Genomic DNA, 26060 nt, shown 5'->3' on the forward strand with positions numbered 1-26060 from the left:
GGTACGGGGCGGTCAGAGCAGGCCAAGCTGCTCGGCTGCGGGCGCCCTGTGCAGTTCAGGCAAGGCCGGCAAGCCGGGCAGGCGCTCCATCAGGCCCTGATGAAAACGCTGCGCCAGCGCGGCTGCCAGGCGGTTGTCGGCAGTATGCAGGAAAACGTACGGGGTGCGCCCCTCCTCGATCCAGGCCGCGACCTTGTCCAGCCACGGCAGCAGAAACGGCTCGTTGGCCGCCAGTTCCGGGTGGCCGATGAAGCGCACCTGCGGGCTCTGGCTGAAGGCGGCAGGGCGTGGCGGCACCCGCGGTTTCTTGGACTGGGCATGCAGCACGCCCGGATCGCGCGAGGTGCAACTGAACAGGGCACGCGGGTCCAGGCAGATGCGTTCGACGCCGCGATCGAGCAACAGCCGATTGAGCAGACGTTCCTCCTCACCCTTGGCGAAGAAGGCCTTGTTGCGCACCTCCACCGCCAGCGGCACGTCCACCTCGTCGATGAACGCCACCAGCTCGCCCAGGCGTGCCGGACCGAAGCTGGCAGGCAGCTGCAACCAGTAGGGCGCCACACGGGCGCCTAGCGGCTTGAGCAGGTTGATGAAGGTTTGCGCGGCCACGCATTGCTGACGCAGGTCGTCTGCATGACTGATGTCGCCGGGGAACTTGGCGGTGAAGCGAAAGTGCGCGGGCATGATCTGCGCCCAGCGTTCGAGGGTGGCTGGCGCGGGGCGCGCATAAAAGGTGGTGTTGCCCTCCACCGCATTGAACACCTGGCAGTAGAGGCCGAGAAAGTCGCTGGGTCTGGCCTCGGCGGGGTACAGGTACTCGCGCCAGGCGTTTTCACTCCAGGACGGGCAACCGAGAAAGTAAGGTAAAGGCGTCATGCCTCAAATGTACAGGTCCAACCCCAGCACTTCCATCTCCCAGTCCACGAAGCCGGCAGTGGTCAGGTAGCTGGCCAGGGCCTGGGCGGTGCGCTTGTTGCGCGCCCGCGGGAAGATCATGTCCTGCTGGCGCACCGGCAGGCCGCTGCGGCTGGCGCCGCCTGCAGCACCTGATGGCGACGGCTGCGCCTCGAACTCGCCCGGCAGGTCTTCGTCCACGTCCTCTTCGCGCACCGGCGGCTTGCGCAGCGGGCGCTTGATCGGATAGGACTGGGAAGAGAAGCCGTCGACACGCATGAACGATTACTCAGGAGCAATGATGGCAATTTAGCGGCACCTGAGAGACTTCGCAAATGCCCGACTGATAACTGGACCACATATCGAGCAAAAGGTTTATGCGCAACGGCGATAGACGACCAGCGGTTTACCGCGCCTTGGGCGTGGCCACCTTGTCGCGCAGGTACACCGGTTGGGCGAGATCGGGCGCAATACCTTCGCCCCGGTCCCAGGCGAACCGCGCCAGGGTCAGCAGGTCGAGGGCGTGGGGCAGCATGCCGGCGTCCTGGCCACTGACGGCCACCGGCAGGCGCTCGGCGTAGCCCCAGCCGGTACCGGCACCGAACCAGTCGCCGGCCGCGCCCGGCGGCAGGCTGACCTGTTCGGGCGCCAGCACCGCCTCGCTGCCCAGCAGGCGCATTTCGCCGGCCTGCTGCTGGTAGCAGCCCCAGTACACCTCGTCCATGCGCGCATCGATCGCCGCCGCCACCTGCTCGGCGCCGTGCTCGCGCAACGCGCGCTGGGCCAGTAGCGCCAGGTTGGACACCGGCAGCACCGGACGCTCGAGGGCGAACGCCAGGCCCTGCACCACGCCGATGGCGATCCTCACCCCGGTAAAGGCGCCGGGGCCGCGGCCGAAGGCAATCGCATCGACGGCCGACAGGGCGATGCCCGCTTCGGCCAGCATCGTCTGGATCATCGGCAGCAGCTTCTGCGCGTGCAGGCGCGGGATCACCTCATAGTGGCTGAGCACCTTGCCGTCATGCAGCAGGGCAACGGAGCAGGCTTCAGTGGCGGTATCCAGGGCCAGCAAGGTGGTCATCGAGGGTTCCAGGGGGCAAGAAAAAAGAACGGCATTATAAACAACAACGGCCCGCAAGCGGGCCGTTGTGTGCACATCCGAGCGGTGATCAGCTCAGAGCGGCCAGCACCTTGGCGGTGATGGCATCGACCGAGCCCACGCCTTCGATGTGGCTGTACTTGGGCTTGCCACCGTTGGCAGCCGACAGCTTCTGGTAGAAGTCCACCAGCGGCTTGGTCTGCTCGTGGTAGACCGACAGGCGATGACGCACGGTTTCTTCGGTGTCGTCCTTGCGCTGGATCAGCGGCTCGCCGGTCTCGTCGTCCTTGCCTTCAACCTTCGGCGGGTTGTAGACCACGTGGTACACGCGACCCGAACCTTCGTGCACGCGGCGGCCGGCGATACGCTGGACGATCTCTTCGTCGGCAACGGCGATCTCGACCACGGCATCCAGCTCGACGCCGGCGCTCACCAGGGCTTCAGCCTGGGGAATGGTGCGCGGGAAACCGTCGAACAGGAAACCCTTGGCGCAGTCGGCCTGAGCGATGCGGTCCTTGACCAGGTTGATGATCAGCTCGTCGGACACCAGCTTGCCGGCGTCCATGATCGCCTTGGCTTCCAGACCCAGCGGGGTGCCGGCCTTGACCGCGGCACGCAGCATGTCGCCGGTGGAAATCTGGGGAATACCGAACTTCTCGGTGATGAACTTTGCCTGAGTACCTTTACCGGCCCCGGGAGCTCCCAGCAGAATTACGCGCATCTTGTGCTCCTCAATTTTTTATAAGCAAATCAATGGATTCGCCACTCAGGGCCAATCCCAAGAATCGGGTGATGACCGCAAATCGGTCAAAAGGCTGCTCAAGATACACAGCGCACCCGGACCACACAAGCGGTCGAAAGTCGGAAAAAAATACTGCGTGAGGCCCGTTCGTGCCCGGGTTGCGCCCGGCGCAACCGGGGGCGAAACCGCTTCGCCCGGGTGCTCGGGGCGCGCGCCAGGCACTGGCGCGCCACCCCTGCCCCGCCCTCAACCGGTGTTGCGCAGACCTGCCGCAATACCCGCCACAGTCACCAGCAGCGCCTGTTCCAAGGGGCTGTCCAGAGCGGCTTCGCGTGCGCGCGAGCGTGCCAGCAGCTCGGCCTGCAATAGATGCAGCGGGTCCAGATAGGTGTTGCGCAGGCGGATGAATTCCAGGGTGTCTGGGCTGTGCGCCAGTAGCACCGGCTGCCCCGTGAGGCCCAGCACCACCTGGCACGCCTGCGACAATAGGTCGCGCAGATGGGCACCCAAAGGTCGCAGTTGCGGTTGCACCAGACGTTCGTCGTAGAAGCGCGCGATGTCGGCGTCGGCCTTGGCCAGCACCATCTCGAGCATGTCGATGCGGGTGCGGAAGAACGGCCACCGTTCGCGCATCTCGGCCAGCAGTTCGCCCTGGCCACGGGCCAGCGCATTGTTCAGCGCCGCCTCCCAGCCCAGCCAGGCGGGCAGCATCAGGCGCGTCTGGGTCCAGCCGAAGATCCACGGGATCGCCCGCAGGCTCTCGATGCCGCCCGCGCGCCGCTTGGCCGGGCGACTGCCCAGTGGCAGGCGGCCGAGTTCCTGTTCCGGGGTGGACTGACGGAAGTACTCGACGAACTCGGGGTTGTCGCGCACCACGCCACGGTAGGCCTTCACGCCATCGGCAGCCAGCTGGTCCATCAGTTCGCGCCAGGCCGGTTGCGGCGGCGGTGGCGGCAGCAGGGTCGCCTCCAGCACCGCAGCCAGGTACAGGTTGAGGTTCTGCTCGGCGATGTCCGGCAGGCCGAACTTGAAGCGGATCATCTCGCCCTGCTCGGTGGTACGGAAGCGCCCCGCCACCGAGCCCGGCGGCTGCGACAGGATCGCCGCATGCGCCGGGCCGCCACCACGCCCCACGGTGCCGCCGCGACCGTGGAACAGCAGCAGTTCGACCTGTTCTTCACGGCAGATGCGCACCAGGGTTTCCTGGGCACGATACTGCGCCCAGGCCGCCGCGGTGGTGCCGGCATCCTTGGCCGAATCGGAATAGCCGATCATCACCTCCTGCGGCCCGTGCAGGCTGGCGCGATAGCCCGGCAGGCCGAGCAGGCGTTCCATCACCGGGCCGGCGTTGTCCAGGTCGGCCAGGGTTTCGAACAGCGGCACCACGCGCATCGGCCGGCGCACGCCGGCTTCCTTGAGCAGCAGTTGCACGGCCAGCACGTCGGAAGCGGCGCCGGCCATCGAGATCACGTAGGAGCCCAGCGAAGCGGCAGGTGCGGCGGCCACCTCGCGGCAGGTGGCGAGCACCTCGGCGGTATCGGCCTGGGGCTTGAAGTCGCCAGGCAGCAGCGGCCGGCGGTTGCTCAGCTCCTGCTGCAGGAAACGGATACGCGCGTCTTCATCCCAGTCGGCGTAGCGCCCCAGGCCCAGGTACTCGGTGATCTCGCTGAGTGCGTCGGCGTGCCGGGCGGCGTCCTGGCGCACGTCCAGGCGCACCAGAAACAGCCCGAAGGTAACGGCCCTGCGCAGGCAGTCGAGCAGCGGGCCATCGGCGATCACGCCCATGCCGCACGCGTGCAGCGATTCGAAGCACAGCAGCAGCGGCTCGAACAGGTCGCGGTTGTCGTGCAGCACCTCGGCGGGGGCCGGCTGCGGGCTGGCCAGCGAGCTCTGGGCCCAGGCCCGCGTCACCCGCAGGCGATCACGCAGTTGCTTGAGCAGGGTGCGGTAAGGCTCGGCCGAATCACCGACCTTGGCACGCAACGCCTCGCTGGCCTGCTGCATCGAAAGTTCGGCGGCCAACGAATCGATGTCGCGCAAAAACAGGTCGGCGGCCATCCAGCGCGCCAGCAGCAATACTTCGCGGGTGACCTTGGCGGTGACATTGGGGTTGCCGTCACGGTCGCCGCCCATCCACGAGGCGAAGCGGATCGGCGCAGCCTCCAGCGGCAGGCGCAGGCCGGTGGCCTCGTGCAGCGCCTTGTCGGCCTTGCGCAGGTGATGCGGGATGGCGTGCCAGAGCGAGTGCTCGATCACCGCGAAGCCCCATTTGGCTTCGTCCACCGGGGTCGGCCGGGTACGGCGGATCTCTTCGGTGTGCCAGGCCTCGGCGATCAGCCGTTGCAGACGCTGGCGCACCTGGTCGCGTTCGGCGGGGGTCAGGTCGCGGTGGTCCTGGGCGGCCAGTTGCGCGGCGATGGCGTCGTACTTCTGGATCAGCGTACGGCGCGCGACTTCGGTCGGGTGGGCGGTCAGCACCAGCTCGATGCTGAGCTTGCCCAGCTGGCGAGCCAGGGCGTCGTCGCTGTGCCCGGCGGCCTTGAGCCGGGCCAGCAGCTCGGGCAGCACGCGCGACTCGAACGGCGCGGGCTGGTCGGCATCACGACGGCGAATCAGCTGGTACTGCTCGGCGATGTTGGCCAGGTTGAGGAACTGGTTGAAGGCCCGCGCCACCGGCAGCAGTTCGTCTTCGGCAAGGTCGTTCAGGGTCGAACTCAGCTGCTCGGCACTGCCGCTGCGGTCGGCCTTGGCGCTGCGACGTATGTCTTCGATCTTTTGCAGAAAGGCTTCGCCGTACTGCTCGCGCACGGTGTCGCCCAACAACTCGCCCAACAGGTGAACATCTTCTCGCAAGCGCACATCGATATCGGTCATCAGCCTTGCCTCCGCATCCTGGGAAAACAGCTCTGGGTCCAGAGTGCCCCGTCGAGGTTGGGCTTTCAAGCCGGGTGGGCGATGCAACCAAACTATGTGCGGTGGCGATGCTCTAACGAACACATCCACCTGTGGGAGGCCACCATGAAGATCCGTGATTTAGCCGAGCATTGGGAACACAGCGCCAAGGGCCCGTTGAGCGCCACCGGCCACGTCCTGCACCTGGACGTCGAAGCGGCGGCGCGCCTGGCGGCGCTGAGCGAAATGTACCCCAAGCGCCGGCCCGAAGAGTTGCTGGGCGAGTTGCTCGGCGCGGCGCTGGAGGAGCTTGAGGCGAGCTTTCCGTATGTGAAGGGCCAGCAGGTGATCGCCACCGACGAGGAAGACAATCCGCTCTACGAAGACGTCGGCCCCACCCCTCGGTTTCTGGCGTTGTCACGCCGTTACCTGCGCGACATGAGTGAGCGCAAGGACGGGCCGGCGCACTAGTGATCCGCTGGCCGACTGCGGGCTGCGCTGTGGAGCGCCACAGCCCGCAGGCCTCTGCGATGGGCCGTGCAGCCGCCTCGAGAACCCCGCATTCAAGGCCCTTTGATGGCCCGAACCACAAACTCCGTCTATACCCATACAGGCACGCGTACTACGCACGCGCTGCAAAGTTCCCCCGAAAACCTACTGACCGATCAGTCAGATAAAAACACGATAAGGCGAGACTTTTTTCTGAACTATTCAAAAAACGCTTCGGTCACAGCCAATAGCCATTACGGCAAAACCCCTAAGCTACGGGCATATCGTGTTCCCCAGGCTGACGGGCCATGCCGATGGATTGTTACGGAATTCGTTGTTCATCAGGAGTGATCCAATGGAGTTGACCACCATGAAGACCCGCACCGAAAAAACCTCCTTCACCCAACTGCGCGGGCTCAAGCTGGCTGCGCTGGCATTGGGCAGCAGCCTGGTTCTGGCCGGCTGCGCAGGCAATCCGCCAACCGAGCAGTACGCCGTAACGCAGTCAGCGGTGAACTCCGCCGTCAGCGCGGGCGGTACCGAGTTCGCGGCGGTGGAAATGAAGGCGGCTCAGGACAAGCTCAAACAAGCTGAAATCGCCATGCATGACAAGAAGTACGACGAGGCCAAGCGCCTGGCCGAACAGGCCGAATGGGACGCTCGCGTCGCCGAGCGCAAAGCCCAGGCGGCCAAGGCCGAAAAAGCGGTGCAGGACGCCAACCAGGGCGTGCAGGACCTGCGTGAGGAAGGCATGCGCAGCGTGCAGTAAGCCGCTCGCCTCACCGACCCATGCATTCGTAATCGATAAAGGATGACCCACTATGCGTAAACACGTGATGATCCCCGCCCTTCTGGCCTTGAGCGTTGGTCTGGCTGCCTGCTCCACGCCGCCTAACCCGAACCTGGAATCCGCCCGCACCAACTTCTCCGCCCTGCAGAGCAACCCGCAGGCGAGCAAGGTTGCGGCGCTGGAAACCAAGGACGCGCAAGACTGGCTGAACAAGGCCGACCAGGCCTACATGAACAAGGAAGACGAGAAGAAAGTCGACCAGCTCGCCTACCTGACCAACCAGCGCGTGGAAGTGGCCAAGCAGACCATCGCCCTGCGTGATGCCGAGAACAACCTGAAAAGCGCTGCCGCCAAACGCGCCCAGGCCCGCCTGGATGCCCGTGATGCGCAAATCAAGCAGTTGCAGAACAGCCTCAACGCCAAGCAGACCGAACGCGGCACCCTGGTGACCTTCGGCGACGTGCTGTTCGACTTCGACAAGGCCAACCTGAAAAGCAGCGCCCTGCCGAATATCACCACCCTGGCGCAGTTCCTCCAGGAAAACCCTGACCGCAAGGTGATCGTCGAGGGCTACACCGACAGCAAGGGCTCTGCCAGCTACAACCAGTCGCTGTCCGAGCGTCGCGCCAACGCGGTTCGCACCGCACTGGTACGTGCCGGCGTAGACCCATCGCGCATTGTCGCCCAGGGCTACGGCAAGGAGTTCCCGGTGGCTGACAACTCCAGCAACTCGGGCCGTGCGCAGAACCGTCGCGTGGAGGTCACCATCTCCAACGACAACCAGCCGGTAGCGCCACGCTCGGTAAGCAAAGCCTACTGACAGGCTGAGCAACCCGCAGAATCCCGCCTGTCACAGGGCGGGATTTTTTTTGCCTGCCCCTTGCGCAAATAACTACCACCGCCACCTGCCGGGCCTCTGGATCAATGCCACATTCCCCCTCCACAAGGACTGTGCACCATGCCCACTTCCAACACCGACGCGCGGGTGCGTCAATTCGATACCCTGTTCTCGCCGCTTGAAACCCTGGAGCAACCGGCCTGGCTGCAGCAGGCCAGCCCCGAGCAACGACGCCAGCTGCACCAGTACCAGGTACTGGGCCGGCTGGCCCGACGGCGGGCAACGCAGGCATTCGCGCAGGTTCAGAGCCTGTACACCTACAACCTTCTGGACCTGTCTGCGAAGGACTTCGCCACCGTCACCGCACAGGTGCTCCATCGCGTGCAGCAGCGCAGGAGCCTGGACGAGGTCTACCTGACCTACCTGCAGGCCATGCTCCAGCGCCGTACGCTGCTTGACGCCAAGCAGGATGCCTACCTGGCGACCCTGCGCGAGGAATACAGCATCGCGCACATCCGGGGCCACCTGGGCAGGCAAGGCAGGCAACTGCTCGAGTGGATCATCGGCGCCTATCCGGACGGTTCGGTGGAGTTCCCGCAACAGGGCCCGTACTTCGGCCCGGATGTAACGGTGTGCGCATCGCTCAGGCTGTTCGACGACCTGCTGGTGCCCGGCATCCTTCTGTTCGGCCCGCCGGTGGACGATGCCCCGTGCGTCGCGTACATGCCGGGCCACCCGCAGCACCCGCTGAAGCAGTACCCCTCGCGCACGCACTTCTTTTCCAACCTGCGTGGCGCGCTGGCGAGCACCGCCTTCCAGCAGTACTTTCTGCGCTTCATCCCCCTGCGTCACCAGCAGCGGGTGGTGAGCAGCTGGCAGGCCAGCGACGCGATGCTGGACCTGCCGATGGACACCAGCGCCCTGGACCAGGGGCTGCGCTGGTTCGTGCAGAAGCACATGATCGAGCGCCTGCTTGACGATGCGCGCCTGCTGATCCCGACCACACCGCAGCAGGCCGACAGCCTGAACACCCTGTGCACCCCGTTCGCCAGCGCTCTCGAAGCGCATCTGCTGATCGGCGCCGGCGCGGGCCTGTGCTGCACCGAGGAAGACGAAGGCCAGGCACCTTCGCAGTGGATCACACCGCTGCGTGTGATCAAGCCGGCACCCGCCGACTATCGGCGCTGGCTACCCGACCTGAGCAGTTACCGCCTTGACGCCGCCAGCTCCCCGACCGGGCAACCGGATGCCATGGGGCTCTACACCCAGGGCGTGCACAAGGCGATCATGATCAACCAGGCGTTCTACCGGGTGGAGCAGGCCCCCGAGGGCCACTGGCAGATACGCCACCCCACCGACAAGAATGCCTACTGCCCGCCTCTGTACCACAACGGTGCCGGAGCCTGGCACCATCGCCACGAGCAGCCCCAGCGCTGGGAACGCCTGTCGCTGCTGCGTCGCATGGGGCCGCTCGCGGCCGGCTTCGACGATGCGCGCCTGCTGGAGCTGGGTCGCGTCAGCGGGGCTGACAATTCAAGCCTGCGCCAGATGTACCTGCGCGACCGACCCGCGCCCGCGCTGCTGGTGCATGTGCTGCAGCGGGCACGCATTCAGGACCAGGTAACGCGCAGCATGGCCCTGATCGCCCAGGGGCTGGCGGTACCCGCAATCGATGATGTGCCCCAGCTGCAGGCCTTCTACCAGGCCGTGGCCGTCTATCTGGGCAAGGAACCGGCATCGAGGCGAACCCGTCGCAGCGGCGATTCGACCCCTACCCCCGGCGACACCGTCCCCCCCTGCACCACTGGCTGCAACCCGCCGCCGGCCGACCTGTACGATGCCTGGTCACCTCGGCTCAATCGGGCGATCGCCTTGCACCGCTTCGAACTGGCACAACTGGATACCGATCATGCTGTGCTGGAGCTCCAGCAACGCTATCCGAACCTGCCACTGAGTGTCGCGCAACGATTGCTGGACGAAAACCGCCAGCGCATCTATGCCCCGCTGCAGGCGACCCCGCCGCTGCCCCTGCCTCTGGACGTGGCCGAGCAGGCGCGTGCCCTCGACCATGACGCGCGCCTGAGCAATGCCCTGGAGGGCTTTACCCAGCCGGCCTCGATCAACCAGGACACCTTCATCCTGGCCGTGCGCCTGCTCGAACACCTGGACCACTGGCCGGCCGGTACCGCGCTGCTGCTGCGCAGCGGCGCACGGTTCGGCACCCCGCTTGCAGCGCTGGGCCAGACCGATGTCGATACCACCTCGGTGTACCTGGATGAAGACGAGGGCTGGCACGCGATCAGCGCGACCCAGGTGCTGCTGGCCCAGGACACCAGCGAGTTCGGGTTCTACCGCGCATTGCTGCATGCACTGGGCGAGTCGCGCAGCGCACGCCTGGGCTTCGGACTCAACGAGCCGCAGCGCCTGCACCAGCGCCTGATGGAAATGGCGCTGGCGCGCCCCACCCGCGCCCGCCTGCTGCTGGGCCTGCCGGTGCAAAGAAGCTGGTTGACCACCACCGCCAATGCCCCGGCCCAACGCAGCCCCAGTCGTGGCGAGCAGAACATGTTCAATCGCGAACCACTGCATACCCGCCTCGAACGCCTGATCAGCCACCATCGGCTGCCCATTGCGCGCCGCTACGTCAATGCCTACATCGCCCACCTGCTCAGCCAGAACCAGCCCATCGGCGCGCACGTGACGCAGCTGGAACAGGAGCGCCTGCAACTCGATGGCAGCCTGGACCGGTGGGTCGAGCAAAGTGCCGATGCCACTGCCCACGCCGAGCGCACAGAGGTGGCGCAGCAGCTGGTGCGGGCCTGGGAATGTCGCATTCTGCGCCGGCGGGACGAGGTTCGCATCGACAGCCAGCAGGCGTTGCCACCGTTGTCGGTGACGTTGCCGGCAGTGGTGGCGCTGAGGGTCCTGGATACACCGCGCATCGACGGCCTGGCAGCCTTCGTGCAGCACTTTCCGAACCTGCACAGGCTGGAACTGGTCAATCTGCCCCTGACCGAGCTGCCGCAAGGTCTGGAGAACCTGCACCGGCTCAGCCACCTGAACCTGTCGCGTACCCGGCTGACCCCGACCCGCCTGGCCGAACTGGGCACCTTGGGCGGCTTGCAGACCCTGATCCTGAACGACATCGACGTGCCCGACTTCAGCTGGACGGCCCAGCACATGACCCGTCTGCTGACCCGCGACTCGCTGCGCATTCTGACCCAGCAGGGCTCGAGCGCGCGCTTCGAACAGGGCGTTTTCGCCGCACTGCAGCAGGCAACGCACCTGCACACCCTGAACCTGGCACAGAACCTCATCAGCTTGAGCGAACAGGACATCATCGATCTGGGTGGCCTGCAGCGCCTGGTCAGCCTCGACCTGTCCGCCAACCCGCTTTCACGCATGCCGGACGTGACCCGCCTGCAGGCCCTGGAAGAGCTCGACCTGTCGTACCTGGCCTCGCCCGTCGACCAGTGGCCCACGGGCCTTGAGCGGCTGCCCCGGGTGCACAGCGCCGACCTGCGCGGCCTGGCCATTGCCAGCGTGCCCGAAGGGGCCGGCCTTGTCCGCGGCCTGCGCATGGCATACGAGTACCTGCCCGAATCACAGCGCCAGCGGTTCGAGGACGACATGATCGCCACGGGCAACACGCTGCAGGACTCCGATGCATCCAGCGCCGGGAGCTCCGACTCGCAGGGCTCCACCGACGTCGAACCGGCCTCGGTGCGCCACGCCACGGCACTGCGCGACGCACCGCGCCTGTTCGAAGGCATGTCCGCTGACGATCAGGCACGGGCCCGGCAATTGCTCGAAGACAACGGCTCGGCGGTGATCGAGTTCTTCGCCTTGCTGCTGCGCCAGGATCGTCTGCACGCCTTGCCGCCAAGGCACACGGCAATGCGCACGCGAATCCAGGCATTGATCCGGGGGGCTTTCGGCCAGGACCTGCGCAGAACCCTGTATGAGGTGGCGCTCGAGGCAGTGAGTTGCATCGACCGCGATGCGGTGGTGTTCTCGCAACTGGAAAACCTGCTGCACGCCGACCTGGCGCTGGCGAGCGTGGGCGATGCGGCAGCCGAGGGCGAACTGATCGACATGGCGATCAGCCATTGGCGCGCACTGCGCCTGCGCGAGCATGTCAGCGCCAACCTGCCGGGCTGGCGCCGCCTGGGGCACCAGATCGACTACAGCGAAATCGAACTGCATTTCAGGATCGCGTTGACCACGCGCCTGGGGCTGCGCGACCAACCGGCCACCCAGGCCTTCACCGGCTACACCCGCTGGGTTACCCCGGCAATGCTCGATGAAGCCTGCGAGGCCGTGTTGCGCTCCCAGATGAGCCAGTTGCCCGACTACCTCTATGGGCAGGCCTACTGGCAGCGCTACCTGGATTTTGCCGCGTCACCGCAACTGGAGCAGGTCAACCGCTGGCGGGATCGAATCAGCGAATACCTGGACGCCGTCAGCAACGAAGAACTGCCGCCGCCCTTGAGCGAGGATGAACAGGCGCGCCTGCGCGACATCCTGCACCTGAGTGGTCGGCTGGGCCTGCACGAAGCGCTGCCGGACATGCTGTCGCTCAACAGCAGCGAATACCGCGCGGCCTACCAGGCCTTGATGAAACGGGTCGAACAGGCCCGCATGGAACTGACCAGGACCATTCTGCGCGAGCCGCGCCCGGGCCCTTCGTCACGTAGCTGACGCGTGCCCGGTACGCCGCAGGTATTCACGCGGCGTACCGGGAACCGCTTACTGCTGGACCTGCTGGGGCGTCTCCTGCCCCATGCAGCGCACCGCCTGCTTGCGGTTGTCCACCAGCACGCCGGTCAGGCCCTTCTGTTCGGTGTCGAACAGCACCAGCACGCCATCGATGCACTGCGCCACCTGCGCCGCCGGCTTGAGCGAGATCTTGTAGTCCTCCCCCGGCACCGTCTTGAGCATGGTGTAGTCGGCCAGCAACAGTGCATCCTGGGGCTTGGCGAAATGCAGGTAGCCGTAGTACCAGAGCACGCCCACCGTACCGATGATGCTGCAGATACCGGTAATGATCAGCGGGATGGCGTTGCGTTCTTCACTCATTGCGACTTCTCGTCAGGGTAATTGGGGACTTCGGCCAAGCGCCGCAGCCCGTTGAAATGCTCGGGGTCATCCAGAAAGCGCAGCATCACCTGGCGCCAGGTCTTGTCGGCGAAGGTCTGCACATGCCCGCCACGGGTCAGTTGCAGAACCCGCGGTGGCGGCGCGGCGCGGTACAGCGCCAGGCCGTTGGCCAACGGCACGATCGGGTCGTCGATGCTGTGGAAGAACAGCTTGGGCGGTGTGCTCAGCTGGTCGATCGACCCGATGGCGCTGTCGCCATCGGGTACCAGCCACGACAACGGCACCTGGAACGGCCAGGTCAGCCAGGAAGTGCTCAGGGCAAACTGGCCCACCTTGCGGTAGCTGGCCGGCACCCCGTCGAACACCAGGGCCTTGAAGCGCTGGCGCTGCTCGGGATGCTGCGCCAGGTAGTGAATGCCCATCGCCCCGCCCAGGCTCTGCCCCAGCAGCACCAGCGGCTTGCCCTGCACTTCGGGAGCCTGCTGCAACCAGTCCAGAGCCGCGGCGATGTCCTGGTACACCGCCGGCAGGGTCGGTTCGCCCTGGGACACCCCGTACCCCCGGTAGTCCACCAGCAGCACCTGGTAGCCCTGCTCGGGCAGCCACCAGCTGGCGCCCAGATGCCAGGCCAGGTTGCCGCCATTGCCATGCAGGTGCAGTACCGTGCCCTTGACCGGCACCCCGGCCTTGGCCGGCAACCACCAGCCGTGCAGGCGCGTGCCGTCCTCGGTGGTCAGGCTCACGTCGCGGTAGGCCAGCCCGGCCTTCTCGGGCGTGAGCGGCAGGCCACGCTCGGGGTAGAACAACAGCGAACTGCAGCCGGCCAGGCTCAGCAGCGCGGCCAGCAGGCCGACCCGCCAGTGCTCAGAGAATGTTCGAATAATCGGCTTCAATCCGGTCCAGGCTCAGGTGGTTGAGGAAGTTGGAAAAACACATCCAGGCCGACAGCGCGTTCAGGTCGCGGAACTGCTCGGGCAGGTACTTGGGTGGCTCCACCAGGCCTTCATCGACCAGTTGGCGCAGGGTGCGCATGTCTTCCAGGGTGGTCTTGCCGCAGAACAGCAACGGAATCTGCTCCAGCTTGCCCTTGCGCACGGCCAACTGAATGTAGTTGTAAACCATGATGAAGCCCTTGAGGTAGGACAAGTCCTTGGTGAATGGCAGGCCATTGGGCACCGAGCCGCGGAACACGCGGCTGGCATTGCCATAGCTTTCGGCCATTTCAAACCCCTGGGCACGGAAGAACTCGTACACCTGCATGAAGTCCGCCCCCTCCTCGACCATGTGGATGGCGCGGGTGCGGTTGGTGAGCTTGCGCAGGCGGCTGGGGTAGGAGGCAAAGGCGATCACTTCCATCAGGATCGCCAGGCCTTCCTGGGTCACCGTCGACGAGGGCGGGCCCTTGGCCAGGAAGGTGCAGATCGGCTGGTTGAGGCCGTTGAGCGTGGTGCCCACGTGCACCAGCCCTTCATGCACCTCCAGCGCGCGCACGTCGCGGCTGTTGAACATCGCGTCGCTGCGGATCTTGATGTAGTCGGCGCCCGCCGCCGCGTCGGCGACGATACCGTCGGACTCGAACACGCGGATGGTTTCCTCGGCCTCGCCGAACACCTTGTTCAGGCGGCCCTGGAGCAGCTCCACGGCCTGCTTGGCGGTGAGGTCCTTGGGTTCGTCCTTGAGGTCGCCGCGCCCGTCTATGTTGTTCAGGTAGTCCGAGAGCATCAGGCCCAGGTCGGCCAGGGTCGGGTCGCCGGCATGGAAGGCGTCGGAGGCGGCGCCGTAAAGCTCCTGGGAAATCAGGCCGAAGTCTTCGGTGCCGCGCGCCTCGAGCATGCGCACCACCATGCGGTATTCCTTGCACATGCGCCGCATGATCTGCCCGACCGGGTTGAACTGGCCGAGCTGGCGGGTGATGTCGCGCTCGATGTTCTGGAACTCGAGCTTCACCGCGCTGGAGTCGAACGACAAGGGCCTGCCCTGATAGTAGGCGCGGTCCACGGCCGGCATTTCCCGGCCCTTGGCCTTGAGGAAACCCTGGCGAATGCTGTCGTCCCATTTCACCGCATCGAGTACGCGAATGGGGGTTTGCGCCAGGACAATGCGATCAGACAGGGTGCGTATCGTCTGCTGGTACTCGTCCACCCGAAACTCCTTGTGTTGGCCAGCCTACTTGCCGGCCCGCTGAAAACGTGCGACTTCGATGAACAGGTCGGAGTTGGCCGGGTCGTCCAGGTAGGCCAGCACCCGCGCCGCCGGGCTGTCGATGAGCACGCCCTGGCCGTTTTCCTCCGGTACCTCGATGGCGCGACCGCTCAGTTCCTTGTTCTTCAGGGCCTGGTTGATCTGCTCGACATCCAGGTTGTAGATCACCAGTTGCTTGTTGTCGATCACCTCGAACCCGCCGATCAGGAAGTTGCCCCCCAGGCGCTTGGGCACGGCGGCCGAGAGGTACCAGCGGTTGCCATGGCGGGCCACGGTGAAGGCGTAGGTTTCAGGCTTCTTGCCCTTGGCGGTGGCCACCGCCTTGTAGGCGTTGTCGCCCCTGCGGCTGATCTGCAACGTCAGCGGCTCGCCCCAGGCGTCCTTGCTGGTCCATTTGCCGAGCAGGGCCTTGGGCGCCGGCTGGTTGGTCGGGATCGGCTCGTTGAACGTCACCAGGCAACCACTCAACAGCACAAACGACAGGGCCAACAGCACACGCCAGGCTTTCATCCGATACTCCTTGAATTAGGTAGAGCCTCAGGCCGATGCCAGCACCAGATGCAGGTATCGGGTAAGGATAGCGAGCATCTGCGCTTCGGCCTGGGGTTGTGCAGCATCGAGCAGGCCCTGATATTCCATCTGCTCGATGATGGCCGTCAACACTATGGCATCTTGCTGTGGCTGGCGCGAACCCACCACCTGCAACAGCTGGCAGGTGCCGCGCAGCAGGATCTGCGCATGCAGGCGCACCAGTTCGGCCAGCCGCGGGCACAGCAGCGCTTCCTGGCGAAACGCCTGCTCGGCCATCAGAAAGTCGCGGCGGTTGTGCAACTGGCGCTGCACGTACTCGGCGCCCATCTTCGCCACTTCGTCGGCCAGCTGCGCGCGGGCGCCGGGGCTGCCGTCGCCCTTGGCGATCAGCTGGCGCAACAGCACCTCGGTGTTTTCCCACAGCTTGGCCATGTAGGCCGCGCTGCGTTCGACATACTGGGCGAAGGTGTCGGTGAGCAGGTCTTCGATGTCCTTGAAATAGTAGGTGGTGGCCGACAGCGGCACACCGGCCTCGGCGGCCACCGCACGGTGGCGCACGCCGCGCACGCCATCGCGCACGATGATGCGCATGGCCGCGTCGAGGATCTGCTGACGGCGCTGCTCGCTGCCCTGGCGGCTGGCCTTGCGCCCCTGGTACTGAACACTTTCGGCTACCGCTGTGGCCACGCCAGCAGCACCTTGTTGAGCCATTGCAGTCGTCACTGGGGTCTACCTCGTTGAATGCTGACTGATCGATCAGCTTGTCGCAGACATGAAAAAGCCGCCCCTAGAGGCGGCTTGTTCAAGACACTCAGGCCTGCGGGCGCATGTGCGGGAACAGGATCACGTCGCGGATCGACGGCGAGTTGGTCAGCAGCATCACCAGGCGGTCGATACCGATGCCCTCACCGGCAGTGGGCGGCATGCCGTACTCCAGGGCGCGCACGAAGTCGGCATCGTAGTGCATGGCCTCGTCGTCGCCGGCGTCCTTGTCGGCCACCTGGGCCATGAAGCGCTCGGCCTGGTCCTCGGCATCGTTGAGCTCGGAGTAGGCGTTGGCGATCTCGCGGCCGCCGATGAACAGTTCGAAGCGGTCGGTGACGTTCGGGTTCTGGTCATTGCGACGGGCCAGCGGCGACACTTCGAACGGGTACTGGGTGATGAAGTGCGGCTGCTCCAGCTTGTGCTCGACCAGCTCTTCGAAAATCATCACCTGCAGCTTGCCCAGGCCTTCGAAGCCCAGCACCTTGGCGCCGGCCTGCTTGGCGATGGCGCGGGCCTTGTCGATGTCGTTGAGGTCGTCGGCGGTCAGCTCGGGGTTGTACTTGAGGATCGAGTCGAACACCGACAGGCGCACGAACGGCTCGCCGAAGTGGAACACCTTGTCGCCGTACGGCACGTCGGTGCTGCCCAGCACCAGCTGCGCCAGCTCGCGGAACAGCTCTTCGGTGAGGTCCATGTTGTCTTCGTAGTCGGCGTAGGCCTGGTAGAACTCGAGCATGGTGAACTCGGGGTTGTGCCGGGTCGAGACGCCTTCGTTACGGAAGTTGCGGTTGATCTCGAAGACCTTCTCGAAACCACCGACCACCAGACGCTTGAGGTACAGCTCCGGCGCGATGCGCAGGAACATCGGCATGTCCAGCGCGTTGTGGTGGGTTTCGAACGGCTTGGCCGCAGCGCCACCGGGGATGGTCTGCAGCATCGGCGTTTCCACTTCCAGGAAGTCGCGCTGGATGAGGAAGTTGCGAATATGGTTGATGACCTGCGAGCGCACACGGAAGGTGTGGCGGGTTTCCTCGTTGACCATCAGGTCGACGTAGCGCTGGCGATAGCGCTGCTCGGTGTCGGTCAGGCCGTGGTGCTTGTCCGGCAGCGGGCGCAGCGACTTGGTCAGCAGGCGCACGTTGGTCATCTCGACGTACAGGTCGCCCTTGCCCGAACGAGCCAGGGTGCCTTCGGCGCTGATGATGTCGCCCAGGTCCCAGGTCTTGACCGCTGCCAGGGTTTCCTCGGGCAGGGTCTTGCGGTTGACGTAGACCTGGATGCGCCCGGTCATGTCCTGGATCACCATGAACGAGCCACGGTTGAGCATGATGCGACCGGCAACCTTGACCGGGATCGCTGCAGCTTCCAGCTCTTCCTTGGTCTTGTCGACATACTGTTTCTGCAGGTCGTTGCAGTAGCTGTCACGGCGGAAGTCGTTGGGGAAGGCGTTGCCCTTGGCGCGCTCTGCGGCAAGCTTTTCCTTGCGCAGGGCAATCAGGGTGTTTTCTTCCTGTTGCAGGTCTTGCGGGTCGAGTTTGAGGTCGCTCATGTGGTCACATTTTCCATCAGGGGTTCATTGCCCCCGCCCGCAGGCGAGGGTCTTGTAGCGGGTCGCGAAACTTACAGCCCCTGCTTGAGGCTGGCTTCCAGGTACTCGTCGATATCGCCGTCGAGCACCTTGTCGCAGTCGCTGCGTTCGACGTTGGTGCGCAGATCCTTGATCCGCGAGGCGTCGAGCACGTACGAACGGATCTGGTGACCCCAGCCGATGTCCGACTTGCTGTCTTCCAGGGCCTGCGACGCGGCGTTGCGCTTCTGCATCTCCAGCTCGTACAACTTGGCCCGCAGCATCTTCATGGCGGTGTCCTTGTTGGCGTGCTGGGAACGTTCGTTCTGGCAGCTGACCACGGTGTTGGTCGGCACGTGGGTGATACGCACCGCCGAGTCGGTGGTGTTCACGTGCTGGCCGCCGGCACCCGAGGAGCGGTAGGTGTCGATACGCAGGTCGGACGGGTTGATCTCGATTTCGACCTTGTCGTCGATCTCGGGGGACACGAACACCGCCGAGAACGAAGTATGGCGGCGTGCGCCGGAGTCGAACGGGCTCTTGCGCACCAGACGGTGCACACCGATCTCGGTGCGCAGCCAGCCAAAGGCGTACTCGCCCTTGATGTGCACGGTGGCGCCCTTGATGCCGGCCACGTCGCCTTCGGACAGTTCCATGATGGTGGCGTCGAAACCACGCTTGGACGCCCAGCGCAGGTACATGCGCAGCAGGATGTTGGCCCAGTCCTGGGCCTCGGTGCCGCCGGAACCGGCCTGGATGTCCAGGTAGGCGTTGTTCATGTCCATCTCGCCGCTGAACATGCGACGGAATTCGAGCTGGGCCAGGGAGTCTTCCAGGCCCTGGAGCACTTCGACGACGTCATTGACGGCGCCTTCGTCGTTCTCCTCGACAGCCATGTCGAGCAGCTCGCGGGCGTCGACCAGGCCGCCGGACAGTTCGTCCAGGGTGTCGACGATCTGCGCCAGCATGGCGCGTTCGCGGCCCAGTTCCTGGGCGTACTCGGGCTTGTTCCAGACGTTCGGGTCTTCGAGCTCGCGGTTGACTTCGATCAGGCGGTCATGCTTGTGATCGTAGTCAAAGATACCCCCGAATGGATTCGGAGCGCTCGGTCAGGTCCTTGATGGTGTTCAGGATCGGTTGGATTTCCATGGGCGGGCAGCTCTCGTGCGTATTCTGTGAAAAGCCGGAGAGTATAAACGAGTCTGCAGGTGCGCGGCAGCCCGTCGGGCGGCCTTTGGAGAAGCCGGCGCCTGATCGCGGATCAGCCGCCCCCACAAGGGCGGCACGATGCCCGTGGGAGCGGGCTTGACCCGCGATGGCGGTCTGTCAGGCCACCCCGACCTGGTTGCGCCCGCCATTCTTGGCCTGGTACAGGCCCTTGTCCGCCGCCGAGATCAACTGTCGGCAATGGCTGCCGACTGCCGGCGTGTGGGTGGCCAGGCCGATGCTGATGGTCAGCACGCTGCCCGCCTGCGGCATGTTGTGCGCGATGGCCAGGCCCACCACGGTCTGGCGCAGCTTCTCGGCCACCAGCCGCGCCCCGCCCGGCGAAGTGTTGGGCAGCACCAGGGCGAATTCCTCGCCACCGTAGCGTGCCGGCAGGTCGCTGGGGCGGCTGCACGAGGCACGAATCGCCTCGGCCACCTGGCGCAGCGCCTCGTCCCCGGCCAGGTGGCCGAACGAGTCGTTGAAGGCCTTGAAATAGTCGACGTCGATCATCAGCAACGACAGCTGCGACTGGTCACGCATGGCCCGGCGCCATTCCAGTTCCAGGTACTCGTCGAAATGCCGGCGGTTGGACAGCCCCGTCAGGCCGTCGGAGTTCATCAGCCGCTGCAGCACCAGGTTGGTGTCCAGCAACTGCTGCTGGCTGACCCGCAGCGCCCGGTAGGCTTCGTCACGCTGCAGCAGGGTGAGGTAGGAGCGCGAGTGGTACAGGATGCGCGCGACCAGCTCGATGTTGTCGGGCAGCTTGACCAGGTAGTCGTTGGCCCCGGCGGCGAACGCGGCGCTCTTGACCAGCGCGTCTTCCTTGGACGACAGCACGATGATCGGGATGTCCTGGGTGGCCGGGTTGCTGCGGTACTCGCGCACCAGGCTCAGGCCATCGAGGCCGGGCATGACCAGGTCCTGCAGGATCACCGTGGGCTTGATCCGGATCGCCTGCGCGACGGCCTGATGCGGGTCGGCGCAGAAGTGAAAGTCGATGTTGGCCTCGTTGGCCAGGCCGCGACGCACGGCTTCGCCGATCATCGCCTGGTCGTCGACCAGCAGCACCATCGCCGAGTTTTCATTGGTGGTCGGGAACCCCACGAGCGGTAGATCATTCATGCGCGCCCTGCTCCCTGGCGAACGACCGGTTTGGTTCATTACACATCGTCATTTCGAAAAAATCTCCATCAGGCGCGGCGCAATGCGCTCCAGCGCACGTATCTCGACGGCGGCATCGATGGCCGCAGCCGCCTTGGGCATGCCGTAGACCGCACTGCTCTGCTGGTCCTGGGCGATGGTCAGAAAGCCCTGCTCGCGCATCAGCTTGAGCCCCTGTGCGCCATCGCGGCCCATGCCGGTCAGCAGTACGCCCACCGCATCGCCCTGCCAGAAGCGCGCCACGCTCTCGAAGAACACATCGATCGAAGGGCGGTAGATCGCGTTGACCGGTTCGGCGGTGTAGGCCAGGGTGCAGTCCTTCAACAGGCGGATATGGTGGTTGGTGCCGGCCAGCAGCACCTGCCCGGGCTGGGGTGCTTCGCCCTCGCGGGCCAGGCGTACCGGCAGGCCGGAGGCGCTGCTCAGCCACTCGGCCATGCCGGCGGCGAACACCTGGTCGACGTGCTGGACCAGCACGATGGCCGCGTTGAAATCCTGCTCCAGGCTCTTGAGCAGCACCTCAAGCGCCGCCGGGCCACCGGCCGAGGAACCGATCGCCACCAGGCGCTGGCGTTGTGCGCCCTGGCGTTGCGGGGCTGCCACTGCCCGCACGCGGTTGCTGCCGTGCTGGCCGATCAGCCAGCTGATATTGAGGATCTTGCGCAACAGCGGCGCGGCCGCCTCACGCGGGTTGCCGGCGCCTACCGCCGGGGTATCGACCACGTCCAGGGCGCCGTGGCCCATGGCCTCGAACACGCGGTGCACGTTCTGCTGGCGGTCGACCGTGACGATGACGATGGCGCAAGGGGTCCGGGCCATGATCTGGCGCGTGGCCTCCACGCCGTCCATGACCGGCATGATCAGGTCCATCAGGATCAGGTCGGGGGTGTGCTCGGCGCAGCGCTGCACCGCCTCGGCGCCATTGCCGGCCACCCAGATCACCTCGTGCTGCGGCTCGAACGCCAATGCCCGGCGCAGGGCTTCCACGGCCAGGGGCATGTCGTTGACGATGGCGATCTTCATCCCTGGGCTCCCCCGATAAGCTCCACCACGGCTTCCAGCAAGGCATCATCATGAAAACTGGCCTTGGCCAAATAGTAGTCGGCCCCGGCGTCCAGTCCACGACGACGATCTTCCTCGCGGTCCTTGTACGACACCACCATCACCGGCAACGACTGCAACCGGCTGTCGCGGCGCAGCAGGGTGACCAGTTCGATGCCGTCCATGCGCGGCATGTCGATGTCGGTGATCAGCAGGTCGAAATCCTCGCTGCGCAAGGCGTTCCAGCCATCCATGCCGTCCACCGCGACGGCCACTTCGTAACCGCGGTTGGTCAGCAGCTTGCGCTGCAACTCGCGCACGGTCAACGAGTCATCCACCACCAGCACGCGCTTGCGCGTCGCTTCGCGGGCGGCGCGCTGGCCGCGCTCGATACGTTCCAGGCGGCCGGTGCTGAGCAGCTTCTCGACCGAGCGCAGCAGGTCCTCGACGTCCACGATCAGCACCACCGAGCCGTCATCGAGCAGGGCCCCGGCCGAGATGTCCTGCACCTTGCCCAGCCGCGCGTCCAGCGGCATCACCACCAGCACGCGCTCGCCGATCAGACGCTCGACGGCCACGCCATACAGGGTGTCGCGCTCACGGATGACCACCACCTTGATGGCCTGTTCCGCCGCCTGGCTGGGCGGCCGGTTGAGCAACTGGGAGGCGGCCACCAGGCCGATGTGCCGGCCTTCATGCCAGAAATGCTGGCGCCCCTCGATCTGCACGATGGCCTCGGCGGGCAGGTCCAGGGTGCGTTCGATATGCGCCAGCGGGAAGGCGTAGGCCTCGCCCCCCACCTCGACCACCAGGCTGCGCACCACCGACAGGGTCAGCGGCACCTCCAGGTGAAAGCGGCTGCCCTGCCCGCTGTGCTGGCTGAGGTCGATGAAGCCGCGCAACTGGCGCACGCTGTGCTGCACCGCATCGAGCCCCACGCCGCGCCCGGAAACCTCGGTGACCTTGTCGCGCAGGCTGAACCCCGGCAGGAACAGGAACGTCAGCAGTTCGGCTTCGCTCATCTGCGCCACGGTGTCGGCCGGCGACAACTGGCGCTCGACGATGCTGTGGCGCAGGCGTTGCAGGTCGACGCCGCCACCGTCATCGCTCAGTTCCAGTACCAGCAGGCCGGCCTGGTGCGAGGCGCGCAGGCGGATCAGGCCCTCGGCCGGCTTGCCTGCCAGCAGGCGTTGCTCGGGCAGTTCGATACCGTGGTCCACGGCGTTGCGCAGAAGGTGGGTGAGCGGCGCCTCGAGTTTTTCCAGCACGTCACGGTCGACCTGGGTCTTTTCGCCCTCGATCTCCAGACGCACCTGCTTGCCCAGCGACCGCCCCAGGTCGCGAACCATGCGGCTCTGCCCGTTGAGCACGTCGGCGAACGGGCGCATGCGGCAGGCCAGCGCGGTGTCGTACAGCAGTTGCGCGCGCTGGCTGGCCTGCCAGCCGAACTCGTCCAGGTCGGCGGCCTGCTGCTGCAGCATCTCGCGGGTTTCGCCGAGCAGGCGCTGGGCCTGCGCCAGCGCTTCCTGCACCTCCGGTCGCTGGCCGCCGGTGTCCAGCTCGGCCTTGAGCGTATCGAGGGCGCGAATGCTCTGGCCGTGCATGCGCTTGAGGCGCTGCAGGGTGGCCAGGTAGGGCTTCAGGCGCTGGGTTTCGACCAGCGACTTGCTGGACAGGTCGAGCAGGCTGTTCAGGCGCTCGGCCGTGACCCGCAGCACCCGCTCGCCGCCTTCGCTGCGCTTGCCCGGCGCAAGGGCCACGGGCTCGGCAGACGCCTCCGGTTGCGCGAGCGCCTCAGGCTCGGGCGCCGGGGGCACCAGCTGCGGCGCAGCCGGTGCGGGTTCGGGATTCTGCGTCGGCTCGGGCGCGTCGCCGATTGCCGGCCCCGTCGCCATCAGCGCACTGGCCGGATCGAGCAGCACGGCCATCTGCACCACGAAGGCCTGGACCGCCGCCTCGGTGGCCGCACCGCCCAGGGTGGCGATGCGCATCAGCAGGTCGGTGCCCTGCAGCAGCGCATCGATGTGCTCGGGGCGCAGGCGCAGGCGGCCTTCCTGGGCCTCGACCAGGCAGTCTTCCATCACGTGGGCGACGCTGACCCCGGCGTCGATCCCCACGATGCGCGCCGCGCCCTTGAGCGAGTGGGCGGCGCGCATGCAGGCTTCGAGCTGGTCACCCTGGGTAGGGTTGCGTTCCAGGGCCAGCAGGCCGGCGCTGAGCACCTGGGTCTGCGCCTCGGCCTCCAGGCTGAACAGCTCGAGCAGCGAAGCGTCGCGCATTTGCTCTGGGGTCATGACAGGCTCCGGTTCACGGCAGACAACAGCTGTTCTTCATCCAGCACCCGCACGCTGCGACCGCGCCACTGCAATACCGCTTCGGTGAAGCGTGCATCGGTGGCGGTGTCGCTGGCCGGCTGCCCGGGGTCGAGGGCATGGATGCCGTCCACTTCATCCACCGGCAGCACCACGGCGCCGCCGCTGGCACCCAGGATCAGCATGCGCGGCATGACCCGCGCCGACACCGCCACCGGGCTGCCGGGCTCGAGCCCCAGCAGGTCGCCCAGCGACAGGCACGGCACCAGCGCACCGCGCACATTGGCCACCCCCTGCAGCACCCGCGAGCGCTGGTGCGGCAAGGAGTGCACCGGCTGCAGCGGCGCCACCTCGACCAGGCAGCGGGTCGCCAGGGCCAGCCATTCCTCGCCCAGGCGAAACAGCAACAGCGAGCGCCCGACACTCACCGGTGCCTGCACATGCGTCTGCGCATGGGCGTCCTGGGCCAGCGCATAGCGGTCCAGCAGGCGCGTGGCCGCTGCCGCGTACACCTGGCAGTTGCGACAGTGAATATGCTCGGCCAGCAACGGGCAGCTCTTGTCGCCGTGCACACCGATACGGTTCCAGCAATCGTCGATGGCCTCGACCGTGGCGGCCATCACGCCCAGCTCTGCCTGGCCGCTCATCGTTCAGGCTCCCGCTCGCTGCGCTCTCGGCGCGCCGCACGCTCCTGCAGGCGCCGGGCGCCCACCTCATCGCCCTGGGACGCCAGCAGCGCCGCCAGGTGCGCCAGGGCCTCGGGGTGCTGGGGTTGCAGGTACAGCACCTTGCGGTAGTGGCTCACGGCCTGGGCCGCATCGCCGGCGGTATCGCTGAGCAGGCCCAGCCAGTAATACACCTGCGCATCCGGTGCATGCTGCTGCAGGTAGCGTTCGCAGGCCGCGCGTGCCTCGTCGCTGCGGCCCTCGTTGGCCAGCGTGGCGATCTGCGCCAGCAGCTGTTCGGCGCCGGGCTTGCCGGCGGCTGGGGGCGCAACCCGGGCAGGCTGCGGTGCCGGGGCTGGCGCACGGCGCGCCAACGGCGCAGGCGCCCGCCGTGGACTGGGTGCAGGCATCGGGGGCGGCGGCGAAAGCACTGGGGGCGGCTCCTGCGGGATATGCCGTACATAGGCGAACGACTGCGCGATACCCAGCGGGCGCATGCCCATGCGTGCCAGCAGGCTGCCTTCGGCCGGGCCGATGAACAGTACGCCGTCTTCATGGGTGAGGCTTTTCAGTACGTCGAACACCCGTTGCTGGGTGGGTACATCGAAATAGATCAGCAGGTTGCGGCAGAAGACGAAGTCGTAGCTGCCCCTGCGGGTGCGCAGCGCCGGGTCGAGCACGTTGCCCACCTGCAGCTCGACCTGCTGGCGAACCCGCTCGTCGAGGCGATGGCCCTGCTCCACCTCGCTGAAGTGGCGCTGGCGGAAGGCGATGTCACTGCCGCGAAAGGAGTTGCGGCCATACACCGCCTGTTCGGCGCGGGCGATCGAGTTGGGGCTGATGTCGATGCCGTCGACGCGAAACCCGGGGCCGGCGATACCGGCATCGAGCAGGGCCATGGCAATCGAATAGGGCTCTTCACCGGTCGAACACGGCAGGCTGAGCACCCGCAGCGGCCGGGTGCCATTGAGCTCGGCCAGGCGCCTGAGGGCAAGCCCGGCCAACGCGCTGAACGACTCGGGATAACGGAAGAACCAGGTTTCAGGCACGATCACCGCTTCGATCAGCGCCTGCTGCTCCGGGGTCGACTGCTGCAGGCGCACCCAGTAGTCGTCCAGGTCGCGGGCCTGCAGGGCAGCACAGCGCTGGCGCAGGGCCCGCTCGACCATCGGCGCGCCAACCGAGGCGACATCCAGGCCGATACGCTCTTGCAAGAATCGAAAGAACCGCTGCTCGTCGCTCATGGCTGCACCTCCACGGGCGGGTACAGCAAGGCGCGGGCCTGGTCGGTCAGCAGGTCCTGGACGCTGATGCGTTGCATCAGGCCCTGGGCATCTTCGCGCACCGGCCCCAGGTAGGGGGCCTGCTGGTTGTCGACGCCATAGGGACGAAACTCGTCGGGGTGGCAACGCAGGGTGTCGCTGGCCTGCTGCAGGATCAGGCCCAGCAACTGCGGCTCGGCCTGCGCCTGGCCCCGGTAGTGCACCAGCACCAGCCGGGTGCTGGTACGCAGCGGCGCCGGGGTGCCGAACCCCAGGTCGCCCACGTCGATCACCGGCACCAGCGCACCGCGATGCGCCAGCACCCCCGCCACCCAGCGCGGGGTGTGGGCGATGGGCTTGAGTGGCAGGCGCGGCAGCACCTCCACTACCTCATGGGTGTCCAGGGCAAAGCGCTGCTCGCCGATACGAAATACCAGGAACAGGCGCCCTGGCGTAGGCACCGAAGTGACGCGGCGTGACTGAAGGTCGCTCATCGGGGCT

The 26060-nt window shown here is 66.2% G+C and carries 22 protein-coding genes; 4 read left to right on the forward strand and 18 right to left on the reverse strand.

The annotated features are described in order from the left end of the window. Positions 1–12 precede the first annotated feature (12 nt). The 5 genes from QMX96_RS01165 to ppc all read right to left on the reverse strand — a co-directional run bounded on the left by QMX96_RS01165 (position 13) and on the right by ppc (position 5609). Positions 13–876: a DUF72 domain-containing protein gene (locus tag QMX96_RS01165; protein ID WP_054915011.1), complete on the reverse strand. Its 864-nt coding sequence runs from the start codon at positions 874–876 to the stop codon at positions 13–15. A 3-nt stretch (positions 877–879) separates the two neighbouring features. Further along, positions 880–1173 (reverse strand): hypothetical protein, encoded by a 294-nt coding sequence (locus QMX96_RS01170; RefSeq protein ID WP_043863226.1) that lies wholly within the window; start codon positions 1171–1173, stop codon positions 880–882. A gap of 127 nt (positions 1174–1300) precedes the next feature. Continuing rightward, positions 1301–1975: a tRNA (adenosine(37)-N6)-threonylcarbamoyltransferase complex dimerization subunit type 1 TsaB gene (gene tsaB, locus QMX96_RS01175; RefSeq protein ID WP_043863225.1), complete on the reverse strand. Its 675-nt coding sequence runs from the start codon at positions 1973–1975 to the stop codon at positions 1301–1303. A gap of 88 nt (positions 1976–2063) precedes the next feature. Further along, positions 2064–2714: an adenylate kinase gene (gene adk / locus QMX96_RS01180; protein ID WP_043863224.1), complete on the reverse strand. Its 651-nt coding sequence runs from the start codon at positions 2712–2714 to the stop codon at positions 2064–2066. A gap of 267 nt (positions 2715–2981) precedes the next feature. Next, the gene (ppc, locus tag QMX96_RS01185; RefSeq protein WP_282360636.1) at positions 2982–5609 is read right to left on the reverse strand and encodes a phosphoenolpyruvate carboxylase; all 2628 of its coding nucleotides are present in this window, start codon (positions 5607–5609) and stop codon (positions 2982–2984) included. 144 nt (positions 5610–5753) lie between these two features. Between ppc and QMX96_RS01190 the strand changes: the two genes are divergently transcribed. The 4 genes from QMX96_RS01190 to QMX96_RS01205 all read left to right on the forward strand — a co-directional run bounded on the left by QMX96_RS01190 (position 5754) and on the right by QMX96_RS01205 (position 12445). Further along, positions 5754–6098 (forward strand): hypothetical protein, encoded by a 345-nt coding sequence (locus QMX96_RS01190; RefSeq protein ID WP_043863222.1) that lies wholly within the window; start codon positions 5754–5756, stop codon positions 6096–6098. A gap of 373 nt (positions 6099–6471) precedes the next feature. After that, positions 6472–6885, forward strand: coding sequence for a DUF4398 domain-containing protein (locus QMX96_RS01195; protein ID WP_043863221.1), 414 nt, complete (start codon positions 6472–6474; stop codon positions 6883–6885). A gap of 52 nt (positions 6886–6937) precedes the next feature. Next, entirely contained in the window at positions 6938–7726 is a 789-nt protein-coding gene (locus QMX96_RS01200; RefSeq protein WP_043863220.1) for an OmpA family protein, read from the forward strand. 138 nt (positions 7727–7864) lie between these two features. Next, entirely contained in the window at positions 7865–12445 is a 4581-nt protein-coding gene (locus QMX96_RS01205) for an NEL-type E3 ubiquitin ligase domain-containing protein (RefSeq protein ID WP_282360648.1), read from the forward strand. A 48-nt stretch (positions 12446–12493) separates the two neighbouring features. Here QMX96_RS01205 and QMX96_RS01210 read toward each other — a convergent pair whose 3' ends face one another. From QMX96_RS01210 to QMX96_RS01270, 13 genes are all read right to left on the reverse strand, one after another. Then, the gene (locus tag QMX96_RS01210) at positions 12494–12823 is read right to left on the reverse strand and encodes a hypothetical protein (protein ID WP_043863218.1); all 330 of its coding nucleotides are present in this window, start codon (positions 12821–12823) and stop codon (positions 12494–12496) included. Continuing rightward, positions 12820–13737, reverse strand: coding sequence for an alpha/beta hydrolase (locus QMX96_RS01215; protein ID WP_282360654.1), 918 nt, complete (start codon positions 13735–13737; stop codon positions 12820–12822). Before QMX96_RS01215 ends, QMX96_RS01210 begins: the two co-directional genes overlap by 4 nt. Further along, a complete protein-coding gene (locus QMX96_RS01220; protein WP_043863216.1) occupies positions 13709–14986 on the reverse strand; it encodes a flavohemoglobin expression-modulating QEGLA motif protein in 1278 nt (425 codons plus the stop codon). The genes QMX96_RS01215 and QMX96_RS01220 overlap by 29 nt, the downstream gene beginning before the upstream one ends. Positions 14987–15010: 24 nt before the next feature. After that, complete coding sequence (locus QMX96_RS01225) at positions 15011–15556, reverse strand: hypothetical protein (protein WP_253086890.1); 546 nt, start codon at positions 15554–15556, stop codon at positions 15011–15013. A gap of 27 nt (positions 15557–15583) precedes the next feature. Beyond that, positions 15584–16288: a TetR family transcriptional regulator gene (locus tag QMX96_RS01230; RefSeq protein ID WP_043863214.1), complete on the reverse strand. Its 705-nt coding sequence runs from the start codon at positions 16286–16288 to the stop codon at positions 15584–15586. A gap of 100 nt (positions 16289–16388) precedes the next feature. Continuing rightward, positions 16389–17891: a lysine--tRNA ligase gene (gene lysS / locus QMX96_RS01235; protein WP_043863213.1), complete on the reverse strand. Its 1503-nt coding sequence runs from the start codon at positions 17889–17891 to the stop codon at positions 16389–16391. A gap of 71 nt (positions 17892–17962) precedes the next feature. Then, positions 17963–19058 (reverse strand): peptide chain release factor 2 gene (gene prfB / locus QMX96_RS01240; protein WP_100633065.1). Its coding sequence is split into 2 segments (ribosomal slippage): positions 17963–18985 and positions 18987–19058, totalling 1095 coding nucleotides; the frame shifts between segments, so codons are not numbered across the junction. Positions 19059–19235: 177 nt separating this feature from the next. Next, complete coding sequence (locus tag QMX96_RS01245) at positions 19236–20240, reverse strand: PleD family two-component system response regulator (RefSeq protein WP_043863211.1); 1005 nt, start codon at positions 20238–20240, stop codon at positions 19236–19238. A 48-nt stretch (positions 20241–20288) separates the two neighbouring features. Further along, positions 20289–21302 carry a chemotaxis response regulator protein-glutamate methylesterase gene (locus QMX96_RS01250; protein WP_282360666.1) on the reverse strand — a complete coding sequence of 338 codons (1014 nt, stop codon included), beginning with the start codon at positions 21300–21302 and terminating at the stop codon, positions 20289–20291. After that, positions 21299–23614: a hybrid sensor histidine kinase/response regulator gene (locus QMX96_RS01255; RefSeq protein ID WP_254997241.1), complete on the reverse strand. Its 2316-nt coding sequence runs from the start codon at positions 23612–23614 to the stop codon at positions 21299–21301. Before QMX96_RS01255 ends, QMX96_RS01250 begins: the two co-directional genes overlap by 4 nt. Next, on the reverse strand, positions 23611–24279 hold the full coding sequence (locus QMX96_RS01260) for a chemotaxis protein CheW (protein WP_043863208.1): 669 nt from the start codon (positions 24277–24279) through the stop codon (positions 23611–23613). The genes QMX96_RS01255 and QMX96_RS01260 overlap by 4 nt, the downstream gene beginning before the upstream one ends. Further along, on the reverse strand, positions 24276–25541 hold the full coding sequence (locus QMX96_RS01265; RefSeq protein WP_078480084.1) for a CheR family methyltransferase: 1266 nt from the start codon (positions 25539–25541) through the stop codon (positions 24276–24278). The genes QMX96_RS01260 and QMX96_RS01265 overlap by 4 nt, the downstream gene beginning before the upstream one ends. Further along, the gene (locus tag QMX96_RS01270) at positions 25538–26053 is read right to left on the reverse strand and encodes a chemotaxis protein CheW (RefSeq protein ID WP_229589579.1); all 516 of its coding nucleotides are present in this window, start codon (positions 26051–26053) and stop codon (positions 25538–25540) included. Before QMX96_RS01270 ends, QMX96_RS01265 begins: the two co-directional genes overlap by 4 nt. Positions 26054–26060: the final 7 nt, after the last annotated feature.

The sequence above is a fragment of the Pseudomonas sp. PS01300 genome (genome assembly GCF_029960155.1).
Lineage (GTDB): Bacteria > Pseudomonadota > Gammaproteobacteria > Pseudomonadales > Pseudomonadaceae > Aquipseudomonas > Aquipseudomonas palmensis.